Origin of the sequence: Hirschia maritima DSM 19733, assembly GCF_000378345.1 — a bacterium.
Taxonomy (GTDB): domain Bacteria; phylum Pseudomonadota; class Alphaproteobacteria; order Caulobacterales; family Hyphomonadaceae; genus Hirschia; species Hirschia maritima.
Genome location: NZ_KB899544.1, coordinates 1,128,501 through 1,141,328 on the forward strand (window position 1 = coordinate 1,128,501; position 12,828 = coordinate 1,141,328).

8 protein-coding genes and 1 pseudogene are annotated in these 12,828 nt (G+C 43.6%); 6 read left to right on the forward strand and 3 right to left on the reverse strand.

What is annotated here, in order from left to right; all coding sequences use genetic code 11:
* Window positions 1-92: 92 nt before the first annotated feature.
* Entirely contained in the window at window positions 93-1,151 is a 1,059-nt protein-coding gene (locus F551_RS0105240; RefSeq protein ID WP_018996442.1) for an alpha/beta fold hydrolase, read from the forward strand.
* Between the two features lie 748 nt (window positions 1,152-1,899).
* Window positions 1,900-3,034 (forward strand): annotated as a pseudogene (locus F551_RS17485) (IS3 family transposase).
* A gap of 731 nt (window positions 3,035-3,765) precedes the next feature.
* On the opposite strand, the gene F551_RS0105260 reads toward F551_RS17485, so the two are convergent.
* From F551_RS0105260 to F551_RS0105270, 3 genes are all read right to left on the reverse strand, one after another.
* On the reverse strand, window positions 3,766-5,214 hold the full coding sequence (locus F551_RS0105260) for a TRAP transporter large permease (RefSeq protein WP_018996444.1): 1,449 nt from the start codon (window positions 5,212-5,214) through the stop codon (window positions 3,766-3,768).
* 3 nt (window positions 5,215-5,217) lie between these two features.
* Window positions 5,218-5,973 (reverse strand): TRAP transporter small permease subunit, encoded by a 756-nt coding sequence (locus F551_RS16295; protein WP_018996445.1) that lies wholly within the window; start codon window positions 5,971-5,973, stop codon window positions 5,218-5,220.
* A 74-nt stretch (window positions 5,974-6,047) separates the two neighbouring features.
* Window positions 6,048-7,127 (reverse strand): TRAP transporter substrate-binding protein, encoded by a 1,080-nt coding sequence (locus F551_RS0105270; RefSeq protein WP_018996446.1) that lies wholly within the window; start codon window positions 7,125-7,127, stop codon window positions 6,048-6,050.
* Window positions 7,128-7,350: 223 nt separating this feature from the next.
* Between F551_RS0105270 and F551_RS0105275 the strand changes: the two genes are divergently transcribed.
* The 4 genes from F551_RS0105275 to F551_RS0105290 all read left to right on the forward strand — a co-directional run.
* Window positions 7,351-8,163 carry a FadR/GntR family transcriptional regulator gene (locus tag F551_RS0105275; RefSeq protein WP_018996447.1) on the forward strand — a complete coding sequence of 271 codons (813 nt, stop codon included), beginning with the start codon at window positions 7,351-7,353 and terminating at the stop codon, window positions 8,161-8,163.
* 159 nt (window positions 8,164-8,322) lie between these two features.
* A complete protein-coding gene (locus F551_RS0105280; protein WP_018996448.1) occupies window positions 8,323-9,621 on the forward strand; it encodes a DcaP family trimeric outer membrane transporter in 1,299 nt (432 codons plus the stop codon).
* Window positions 9,622-9,714: 93 nt separating this feature from the next.
* Window positions 9,715-11,436, forward strand: a complete 1,722-nt coding sequence (gene dld, locus F551_RS0105285; protein ID WP_018996449.1) for a D-lactate dehydrogenase — start codon at window positions 9,715-9,717, stop codon at window positions 11,434-11,436.
* A gap of 13 nt (window positions 11,437-11,449) precedes the next feature.
* Window positions 11,450-12,828, forward strand: a 1,379-nt coding sequence (locus tag F551_RS0105290; protein WP_018996450.1) for a PEP/pyruvate-binding domain-containing protein, incomplete at its 3' end; no start/stop codon positions are given.

Below are 12,828 nucleotides of genomic sequence, written 5' to 3' on the forward strand. Positions count from 1 at the left end.
CAAATAAAGGATTTTTACCCATGAATTATAACGCGAAATTCAGTAAATATTTGGTCGCGGCAACAGCGGGATTAATGTGTTTGAGTGGGTGCATGACTCTATCTTCTCAAGAAAAAAACCTATCTGACGTGATCGTTCCAGAAGTCAGTTTATTTGCAGACAATCTTGAAAATAGGTCTCTTGTAGAAAACGCATTGGTTGAGTACGAGCGGGTGCGGCAGGAGCACGGGAATTCATTGCGAATAAATGATGTTGATCTGTTTTATCTAGAATGGGGTAGCAGTGAAGGGATACCATTCATATGGTCGCATGGACTATCTAGCCGTTCATTTGAATTAGTTCAGGTCGCTGAGGAGCTTGTTGAATCTGGATATCGTGTGATTGCTATAGATTCTCGTGGGCATGGCGAGACAATCGTTTCTGATCATAACTTTACATTATCTCACATTGCCGACGACATAAATGCTCTTATGAATGAGTTAGGAATAGAGAAAGCGGTCATAGGCGGTTTGTCATTAGGTGGGTTTGTTTCTACAGCTTTTTACGAACAATACCCTGATCGAGCACTTGCGCTAGTGCTTGAGGATGGCGGTTCTGACCATGTTCAAGCCCGGCTGGAAAAATATTTCCCGCAAGTTCAAGGATTAGATATTTCTTATGGGCCGGATACGAGCAACACTTTCTTAACTCAATTCGATATGTTCAGAGAAATGTTTGAATTGTTTCAATCAATGGCGACCAACCCCATACCACAGGGAGCCTATCCTGCGCTCGCGAGTTTGATCACGGAAAATGAGGACGGATCCTTTGGCTATCGTTATGATGGAAAAAAGCTTTGGGGCGATGGGTCGCGCGCTGCTTTTGACCCATCAAAAGCAACCGAATTGCCGCTGTTTCATCAATCTTGGAGGCGTACTCTGCCATTGGAAACATATCGCAACCTTCATGTTCCAATGCTAATTATAGATCCAACAGGAGATAATTTAGATCTATCGGCTCAAAATGAAAGTTTGCATCGACTGCACCCTGAATTGATTGAAGTTATTGAATACCCAGACACGCCGCATGCTGCGCACGTGTATCGGCCCAACTGGTTTGTAAGGGATATGAAAAGCTTAAAAGAAAAGCTGGATGGAATTGTTGTAGAATAGCATGGAGCTTTTTAAAGCGGAGACACTGGAACACAGAAAAAGAAATTAGTTTGTATTATTCTACAGCCGGATTTGTAAATGAGGGCAAATCCAGTTGTAGAATTTGCAGTTGAATTTGAAAACAGTTCCGTCCCTCTAAATCAAATTTGTTTTTCTTGTTCCAAGATCGAACTAGAAATGCAATCTGGATCGCACAAGGTTCCTGCAATTCATAACACATGAGATAGTTTTCGTGAGCTAGTGTTATGTTTATGAGAGCAAAGAAAATTGAAGCTTGCTTGATTGCATTTCAGTTTTCATCCAAAGCTTAAGAACACTGAATTTTACCTGACAGTGAACCAAATCAATGTTTCCAGACTTAAGCCCAATCTATCTCATGTTTTTTAGTATGAGTAGAGCACGATGATAGGCGGAATTAGGCCAAAGGTGACGAATTGGCGCTACAATAACTTATTGAATGTATTGAGGTTTAAAATTTTTCCTAAAGCTATGCAAAAGCCATATGGCGGAGAAGGAGCCTGCTAATAAAATTTGTAAGTATTTGATATTTATATACAAAATATTTTGTGTATAGCGTTTTGTATAGAAAAATGTGTAGCAAAAACACAGGCCCCAATCCGGTGATTTTGTAAGTTATATCTAAAATCTGTTGTTTAAAGTGAATTTTTGAACGACTCGTGACGTGACATTGTAAAAGTGGTCCGGAAAGTATGTTAGTTTTCCAGCGGGAATCTTGAAGGAGTACCCCGTGAAGAAGAAACACTATTCAAAAGGGCAGATCGTAGCAGCTCTAAAGCAAGCCGAGATGGGGATGGTTGTGTTCGACCTGATCGGGCAACTTGGAATTCCCGAGCAAACGTATCACCGGTGGAAGAAGAAATATGGTGGACTGGAATCCGATCAGATCCGCGAGTTGAAGCAAGTGCTTAATGCGAACACGCGTCTGAAGAAGCTCGTTGCAGAACTTAGTTTGGACAAAGCCGTCCTTCAAGATGTGCTCTCAAAAAAGTTTCCCGGCCATCGCTCATGAAACAGGTTGTAGATTACGTGACGCAGGCGCACGGCTACAGCCAGCGACGGGCTTGCAAGTTTACGCGCCAGCATCGCTCGACCCAGCGCAAGTCTTCAGTGAGAGATCCGATGACGGCTTTGCGACAGCGAATGCATGAGTTTGTTTCGGCCCACATCCGCTTTGGATATCGACGTGTCCACATCATGTTGAAGCGGGAAGGCTGGCAGGTTGGCCACAATGTCGTCTATCGGGTGTATGGTGAAGAAGGTCTAAGAAGGTCTTTGCCTACGGGCGAAGCGGCCGCGTCGGCGCAAGATGGCCGCACATCGTAAATCACGCTGTCAACCCTCGCAATTAAGCGAAGCGTGGAGCCTCGACTTTGTATATGCTCAGTTATCTTGCGGGTCAAAGATAGGCTTGTTGACTGTGATAGATGTCTACTCGCGAAAGTGCCTTGCGATCGAAGTTGGGGTGCGACTGAGGGGCGAAGATGTGGCACGGGGTACTGAACCGGTTGGTGTATCTGTGCGGACCTCCGAGGACTCTGTTTGCCAACAATGGCGCTGAATTCACGGGATAGATCGTCGATCTGTGGGCGGATCATCACAAAGTGAAAATGGACTTCTCGCGGCTTAGTACGCCAACCGATAATACCCACACCGAATCCTTCAATGGATCGCTGAGAGATGAATGCTTGAACGTTAATTGGTTCGCGTCTCTACCCGAGGCAAGACGCCTGATTAAGGCCTGGCGGTGTGACTACAATGAGTGTCGTCCTCACATAACTCACAATGGTCAATCTCCCGCTGAGTATGCCCTTAACACCGACCTATGCCTTAGTGTCAAGGTCAAAATCGCTGCTGGATTTTAACATCGAGGTTGGACTACCTGAGCTAAGCATTTCACTTTCTGCAAGGAAGCATCATTCAAGAGTGATTCAGTGAAAGTGCTTTTTCTTATCATATCGCCCTCTACATTTATGTTATATTATAACAATAACACTGAGTGAGCTTTGTCAAGAAACAGATTAAGCTACGCAATCGAAAAGCTAACTAGCAACAATCGAAGTCTACATAATGCTCAAAAATAAGCCGATCAGGTAGCATCAGAGCACCGGGTAACTCATCATCCGTTCAATTAGTGCCAATAATATCAGTTCGTAAGCAGAGCATTTCTCACTAGAAATGGTCACAAGAGCATTCTTCGCTAATTTCTTAACTTAGTACTCAACACTAAATTCCTTATTGTACATTTGGTTGTAACCTAAACGGGTAAATCTCGTTCTGCTTATATTGATTAAATGAAGCGCGTTTTTTGATAGTACATCAAATAACCTATCAGAACTCTGCAAAGCTGTAATTCAAAGTCATAGGCATGTCGTTGTAGTTTTAAGAGTAGGCGTTTCCTTTGTTGTCTTACTGAGTGAACCTCCAACTAAAAGACTTGACGTATTTAGTATTGGAGATTCATACGGACGAAAGTAATCAAGAGTGTGTAATGCCAACTCTTTTATTGGATCGTCAGTTTTTCCCGCTTGGCATTGATGCATAAGTAAGCAAGCGATACTATAAGTGTAAGTTTATTTATCCTATTGCGGTTGAGCTAATTTCCATAGGTCACTGCAGGCAACCATGTTGTAATTTGTGGAAACATGAAAACAATTATTAGACCAAGGAGTTGAAGAAGAACAAAAGGAATAATGCCTTTATAAATATCTCCAAGAGTCACACCTTCTGGACAAACGCCTTTGAGGTAGAAGAGGGCAAATCCAACTGGTGGAGTTAGGAAAGAAGTTTGTAATGTGACCGCAGCCAAGATTGCAAACCACACAACAATTGGATCTTCAACAACACCAAATCCGTCAACTGGGATATCTAATCCTTGCACAATCGGCAAAATCAACGGCATCACAATTAGAGTGATTTCAATCCAATCGAGTAAAAAACCGAGTAGGAAAATGATAAACAAGATGAAGGCGATGACTAGATAAGGGTTTTCAAAAGACCCCAAAATCATGTTTTCGATTATTTCATCACCTCCAAATCGCCGTAGTACAAATGCAAAAAACGCAGCAGCAATAAAAATTCCAATTATGTACCCAGAAGTATTAAGTGTCTGCTTTAGCACGTTTTTTATAACGTAAAGGTGTAGATGACCGGCTTGCCAAGCAAGGATAGTTGCTCCCAATGCGCCTAAGCCAGCTGCTTCTGTTGGCGTGGCTATTCCGAAGAATATTGATCCCAGTACTAACAAGATAAGCATTATGGGCGGAAAAATCGCGAACAACACGTTTCTTATTACTTGTGGCGTAATTGGACGACGGTTTTCTGGAACGGGCATTGAGGATGGAGAGACTAATCCTTTAATGATGATATAGGCAAGATATAGGCCGCCCAAAAGCAAGCCCGGAAAAAGGGCTCCCATGAAGAGGTCCCCAAGGCTAATTGCTAGTTGATCTGACATTATGACAAGCATGATGGATGGCGGGATTAGAATACCCAACGTTCCCGCTGCAGCGACTGTTCCAGTAGCGACCGACTTTTCATAGCCTTGATTGAGCATAGCTGGAATGCCCATCACACCTAGTAGAACAACTGATGCACCCACAACGCCAGTTGATGCAGCCAAAATTATGCCAATCAGCATAACTGTTATCGCTAAACCACCACGCATGGGCCCAAACAGGATTTGCATAGAATTCATCAAGCGTTTTGCGACGCCCGACTGATCGAGCATTAGCCCCATGAAAATGAAAATAGGCAAAGCGACCAATACCGGGTTTTTGATGATTCCACCAAAGAACCGACCACCATTTGCCGACATGCGTTTATAAGTCAGCCCAGTATCATCATAAGTAATGTGCTGGTTGATGGCATGAGCATTGGGATCGAGAATGAAGAATGCGATTAAGGTGTAGATTAGGCTGATGCCAACTAATCCATAGGCAACCGGAATCCCTCGGATGAGCATCACTAAAAATGCAACGAACATGGACAGGACTAACCATTGGTTCAAGTCCATAATATTCCCAATAAGAGAAAGGATTTCCATGATTTAGGCCTCCTTTCTAAATTTTGAATAGGTGAAACCAGCACCGATTGCAGCAAGAGTTGTCAGCAAAGCAATCAAAGGGAGGTTTTCAAATTGTGGCAAACGGCTAATGCGAGCGGTTGCCATGTCTGGATTTGCTATTTTCAAATTCCACCAAACAACATAATGGAGAGTGCGTTCTATTGTAAAAACAGCTCCCGGAAACAATCCGATTAGCAAGAAATGCACACCAAATTTGTTTAGTTCGCGCAAATGTTCAATGACTTTCGATATCGTTGCCACGCCTGCAAGTACAAACAGGAAGGGGAGGCTCATTTTTAAAATATAGAGCTTGTGTAGCCCATTGGGGCTATCTGATCCTTCTCCAGCTTTGAGCGAAGTAAGCCCGTATTGAAATAAGACATCAATCATCAAAACAATGAAGGGCATTAGCAGCCATCCAAGAGCAAAAATATCAGTTTTTGCTTTCTTGGAAGGTGAATAATGATCATACAGAATGTCTACACGAACGTGACTATTGGTCGTGATGGCGTAGCCAAAAGCTACAGTCATAGAGAAGCCATAGAGCCACCATTGCGCATCATCCAACCAAGCTTGGTTTGCATTGAATTTTCGAAGAATAACTTGCAACACAATTGCGAAAATTAGGATCATGAAGATCCATGCAGCGTTGTCGCCGAATTGTCGAACCAGTTTGCTGCCAACAACTTCATTCGTCGTGTTTTGCAATGGTTCATTATTTGAGGAGGTTCCCGCCATGAGACTACCCTTTCAAAAAAGGCGGTAGTGATGTCGAATAAACCTACATCACTACCGAACAAGTTACGGGTCAATTAATCGCGAGGCATGTATATGTTTGTTGACCAGACATAATAGTCTCTGCGATAGGCTTGCAGGTCGTCCCAAACTTTCTTGAAGAACGCATCTTCAGATGCCATTTCATCGGCAATGTCGTACCAAGTGTCTTCGAAAGTTTCTAAGAGCTCTGGGCTCCATTTTCTGATCTGAACACCATTATTTTCCTGATTATCAATCATGGCTTGGAAGTTTGTGGCTTCACCCTCAGCAAAATTTGTTGTCAGGTTTGCCAAACAAGCAGATTTGATCTGTTCTTTAGCTGTGTCTGACAATCCGGCGTAAATATCCTTATTAATGAGAAGTTCTGAAATTGTTGCGGGTTGGTGCCAGCCTGGGAAATAATTGTATTTCGCGATTTTGTGGAAACCTAGTCGCGCATCAATTCTCGGCATGGAGAACTCTGTTGCATCCAGTGCGCCGCGCTCAAGAGCGGGGAAGATGTCCGAAGCACCTAGAAGAGATGTAGATACTCCCAGTTTTTGCATTACAGACGCGCCCAAACCGAAGAAACGCATGTTGAGGCCTTTTAAGTCTTCAACAGAATTTACTTCTTTTCGAAACCAACCAGATGTTTCAGGTGCAATAATTCCACATGGCATTGCGACTACGTTATACCCGTGTGTATCGTACATTTCTTGCCAAAGATCAGCACCATCATCATATAAAATCCATCCGATGTATTCACCAACTTCTGGTCCGAATGGTACAGCTGAAAATAGGGATGCAGCCTTTATTTTTCCCTGCCAATAACCCGACATCGCATAGGATGCATCTACTGATCCATTTGATACTGCATCTAGCGCCTCCAGAGCAGGCACGAGTTTACCAGGGTCGTAGTGTTCGAATTCGACTTCATTCGAAATATCGTTGATTCGGTTTGAAAAATCGACTGCAGCTGTTCCCAAAATTGGTAAGTTTTTACCAAAAACTGTGGTCATTTCTATTTTTTGCGATTGAACCACTGGTTTAATTTTTTCTTCTGCGGTCGTTTGCGTTTCTGCATTGCATGCAGTTAGCGCAATAAGCGAAAGGCTTGCTAGTACACTGTTTTTCATTGGATCCTCCCATTATTAATATTCCTTCACCGGACTTTTATTCATATTTGTCTAGATGAATTATTGGTAAAGTAACTTGACCGATACGAATTGGTCAAGTATGTTGACCATGAAATTTTGAAAATAGCGTAATGCCCGGAGAGGCGAAACAAGCAATCGTTAGTGAAAATTAGCTTTGCTAGGTAAACTAAATTTACCATTCGCTTTTCAAAGGGAGGAAGAAATGGAAAAAGCAAATCAAAATGAGTTATCGCTCGTCGGACAAAAAGCTTCACTAGAGTTGTTTGATCGCATCGACCATGGCTCGTTAGCAGATGCTGTTGTTCAGCAAATTGAGATGCTCATTTTAGGGGGCGTTCTAAAGCAGGGGAGCAAGCTTCCATCTGAAAGAGACCTATCCGAACAGTTTGATGTGTCTCGCCCTAAGGTTCGTGAAGCTCTCCAGGTTTTGGACGAACGCGGGTTGGTACGCATTCAGGCGGGGGATGGGGCGTATATAAGCCAGTTAACAGGCGCTGCTATGTCTCCAGCATTGGTAAGTCTTTACATGCGTCATCCATCAGCAGTTCAAGACCATTTGGAATATCGGAAAGAGCTTGAAGGATTTGCCGCGAGACTTGCTGCGCAACGCGCCACTGCAAGCGACAAAGAAACGATATTGTCTATTTTGGAAAAATTGGCTGAGTCACATGCGATTGGTGATTCAGAAAATGGTGCCAAATGGGACGCGCGATTTCATACAGCCATCGTGAATGCCAGTCATAACAGGTCTCTCATTCACATGATGAATTCATTGTATGAGTTGAACAGAACGAATGTGTTTTTCAATCGAAATGAGTCTTTGGACTTGGAAAAAGTTTCAGACGAATTGTTGGAGCAGCACAGGGCAATAGCAAAAGCTGTTGTCGAAGGAGATAGCCAGAGGGCGCAAGCAGCAGCACATGCGCATCTCGAATTTGTAATTGAATCAACCTTGGATGTTCTAGCAGCCAAAGAACGGGAGATTATGTCTAATAAACGCGGCATGACCACGTAAGCACACCTTTTAACTGAAATTTTTGAGAGTGCACTTCTCTTGCAATATCGCAAGTAGAGAACGGTCGAGCTGTATCCGAAATTAAGCCTAAGGGCTTGATATGAACCACTAAAAAAAACGGCAACAAGTGGTTTGAAATTGCCGAATTGGGAGGAATCGATGAAGAAAATTTCGAAATATCTTGGGATGACAGCTTTAGCATGTAGTGGGATTGGGTTTGCGTCGCCTGCAATGGCGCAAACCAACTCTGAATTGCGGTCACAAATAGAATTATTGGAACAACAACTAAACGCTGTGAAATCAAAACTTGATGCGCAAGAAGATGATGTGGATCGCATCGAAAAGCGCGTGGATGAGGTGTCTGAAAAAACAGCTCCTACCGATGGTTTTTTGGTTGGCAATACCAAGATGAAATTTTCAGGGTTTGTAGACCTTGATGTTCACGTGACAAAAACCAGTGATGGTGAAATTGCAAGCAATAGTGTCGGGCGAGACCAATATGTTTCTCAATTAACGCCTGTTTCTGCGGTAGATGTGGATGATGCGGTCTACACAGATTACACAATTCAATCTTCGCGCTTGGCATTTGGGAGTGATACACCGGTTGGTGAGGATAGTTTAAAAACCTATTTTGAATTGGATTTTATTCTTTCTCCGGGTGGAAATGAAGGTGTTTCAAGTTCATTCAATCCAAGAATTCGTAGAGCATATATAGACTATAAAAACTGGCGAGTGGGGCAGGAATGGTCAACATTCCAAATTCTTCAAGCAATCCCTGAGACCGCATCATTTTATGGTCCTGCAGATAGTCAGGTTTTCCAACGCCAAGCATTAATTCGTTACACTGCGGGTAATTTCCAATTTGCATTGGAAAATCCAAACACTAACGTTATAGGCGCTGGATTGGTTGATGATAGCGTCATTCCAGATGCGGTCGCACGATACAATTTCAAAAATGACACTGTGAATTTGTCCTTTGCGGCAATTGCGCGCCAATTGAGAATGGACAACGGCATCGTAGATGGCACTACGACTGGATATGGTGCGGTAATGGGTGGGCGCGTAAACCTTGGAAAGGATGATATTCGCTTCCACGTTTTAGGTGGGGAAGGGCTAGGCCGTTATGTCGGTTTGGGAATTTCTCCCGGCGCAGTCATTGATGCTGATGGAACCGGTATTGAAGCAATCCCATCTGTGAGCGCAAGTATAGCCTATCGTAAGGTGTTGGGTGATTTCAGCTTGTCTGGTGGTTTGTCGTGGATAGATATCGACAATGACGTCGCTCTCACAGGTGATTCAGTTACATCACAATCACAGACAGCTTTCCTAGCTTTGACAAAAAAAGTCGCTCCGAAAATGACAGTCGGTGGGGAGGTTCTCGTTGGAGAACGCGAATTGGAAAATGGACTGTCGGGTGATCTCAGCAGATTTACCTTCTCCGTAAAGAAAGGCTTCTAACGCCGCTCAACTCACCGAACGGACAATATCTATTTCCCTTCAACACTTTGTTCGTTCGGTTTTTTTTCAAATAATAATTAGATTTATAGTAGAATGTTTAATCTCTCCTCAGACCAGATCATTGCATCATTAAGAAAGGTCGTTGGCGCGAAATATGTCCTCACGGATGAGCGTGCAACCGAGCGCTATCGACAGGGCTATCGCTCCGGAGAGGGTGCGGCATTGGCAGTCATTCGTCCTGGTACTTTAAAGGAGTATTGGGATGTACTTAAAATCTGCATTGATACTGATGTGATTATTATCATGCAGGCAGCCAATACAGGGCTTACAGAAGGCTCAACACCCAAAGGTGAATATGATCGTCAAGTTGTCATAATTAGCACTTTGCGTATGACCAGCATTTATCCCATCGATGAAGGCAAGCAGGCTATTTGTTTTGCGGGGTCTACTTTGTATGAGTTGGAAAACATAGCCGGAAAATATGACCGCCAACCCCATTCTGTGATTGGATCATCCTGTATAGGCGCCTCAGTTATTGGAGGCGTATGCAATAATTCAGGTGGTTCATTGATTGAGCGCGGACCATCTTACACTGAGTTGTCCATATACGCGCAGCGTAATGAGGATGGCAGCTTGGAGTTAGTCAATAATTTGGGAATAGATCTGGGAGATACGCCGGAGGAAATTCTGACCAATTTGGAGAAGGGTAATTTTGACGGAAAAATTCGATATTCCAATGATAAAGTTGCTTCAGATACAGATTATGCACGACGTGTGCGCAATGTAGATGCTGATAGTGCTGCGCGGTTTAATGCGGATAAACGACGATTATATGAAGCCAGTGGATGTGCGGGTAAATTAGCTGTTTTTGCTGTGCGTTTGGATACGTATGAGCTCAATGACAAAGAATGTATTTTTTACATCGGCACCAATGACACGAGCGATTTGACTGAACTACGTCGGCACATGTTGAAGACTTTTACAAGTCTGCCTGTGTCGGCTGAATATGTGCATAGAGAGATTTTTGATTTTGCAAAGCAATATGGCAAGGATAGCCTATTTCTAATCGATGTATTGGGAACGAGCCGTCTTCCGCAATTCTTTGAGTGGAAGGGTGTAATCGATAGCCGGTTAAACTCAATTCCATTTTTGCCTAAGAACTTGCTTGACCGCTGTTTGCAACTTGTCGCGCGTTTAACACCGAATATTCTTCCAAAATTCATGCTTAAATACCGGGATAAATTTGAGCATCACCTGATTTTGAAAATGCACGGTCAAGGCATTGAAGATGCACGTGTATATTTATCTCAACTTGCAAAAGAGACTGGGCTTGAGTTTCATGAATGCTCTGAAAGAGAAGGCAAGATAGCGAGCTTGCATAGATTTGTCGCTGCGGGAACTCCAGTGCGTTTTGAGGCTGTGCATCCGCAAAAGTTATCAGATATTGTGGCATTGGATATAGCGCTACGTCGCAATGATCAGGATTGGTTTGAAGAGCTACCTGAAGAGATATCCAAGCATATTTTACACAAGCTTTATTATGGTCATTTCTTTTGTCATGTTTTTCATCAGGACTACATTGTTAAAAAGGGCTCTGATCCTAAAGCATTGAAAGAAAAAATGCTGGAGACGTTGCGTCAAAGAGGGGCTCAATATCCTGCGGAGCATAATGTTGGTCATCTTTACGAGGCCGATGAAGATCAGGCTGAATTCTTTAGAAAACTTGATCCGACAAACACTTTTAACCCTGGGATAGGGAAGACCTCACGTGATAAATCATATGGTTGCGGGTGTGGTTCAGGACATAATAAATAATGGGATACTTTAGATGAAAGACACAAAATGGGTCTATGATTTCGGTGGTGGCGCTTCAGATGGCGACGCGACAATGAAAAACCTTCTGGGAGGAAAAGGTGCCAACCTTGCTGAGATGGCAAGTTTGGGTTTGCCTGTGCCTCCTGGGTTTACGATTACAACAGCCGTATGTACCGCATTTTATGATCTTGGCCGTAAGTATCCAGATGATCTGAATGAACAGCTTGAAGCCAGCTTAAAAACACTTGAAGGCAAGACAGGTAAAGTCTTTGGGGCTGCAGATAACCCATTATTGGTGTCTGTACGTTCTGGGGCACGTGCCTCTATGCCAGGTATGATGGACACTGTTCTAAACCTTGGTTTGAACGACACAACAACAGAAGGTCTTGCCAAGCTTTCTGGTGATGCACGTTTTGCCTATGATAGCTATCGCCGCTTCATTCAGATGTATTCAAATGTTGTGCTGAACATTTCACACGATGTGTTTGAAGACATTCTGGAAGATTATAAAGATCTACAAGGCTATGAGCTAGACACAGATATGACTGCACAAGACTGGCAGGATGTTATCGTCAAATATAAAGCTGCAGTGACTTCCAACAATAATGGCGAGCCATTCCCTGAAGATCCAAAGGATCAATTATGGGGTGCTGTTGGTGCTGTGTTTGGGTCATGGATGAATGACCGCGCTATTTTCTACCGTAAGCACAATGACATCCCGGCTTCATGGGGAACTGCTGTGAATGTGCAGTCTATGGTGTTCGGAAACATGGGTGACACATCCGCAACGGGTGTTGCGTTTACGCGTGACCCTGGAACAGGTGAGAACCTTTTTTACGGTGAGTATCTCATCAATGCGCAAGGTGAAGATGTGGTGGCAGGTATTCGTACACCAGCTCCAATTTCTAAAGCGCGTGCCGCTGAGATGGGCTCTGACGATGCCCCATTAGAAGTGACAATGCCGGAAGTCTATAAGCAGTTGACTGATGTGTCAGATAAGCTTGAGAAACACTATCGCGACATGCAGGACATTGAGTTCACTGTTGAGCAAGGCACGCTTTACATGCTGCAAACGCGTAATGGTAAGCGCACGGCACCAGCTGCTTTGGCCATGGCTGTTGAGATGTGTAAAGAAGGCCTCATTACTGAAAATGAAGCTGTGCTGCGTTTAGCGCCAGCACAATTAGACCAGCTACTTCACCCAATGATTGACCAAGATGCAAAAGCTGAAGCTGTGGCTGCCGGTCAGGTGTTTGTAAAAGGTCTTCCTGCCTCACCAGGGGCCGCCATCGGTAAGATTGTGTTTGATTCTGATGAGGCTGCTGATGAAGCGGCTAAGGGTGAGAATGTTATTCTTGTTCGTATCGAAACAAGCCCAGAAGATATTCACGG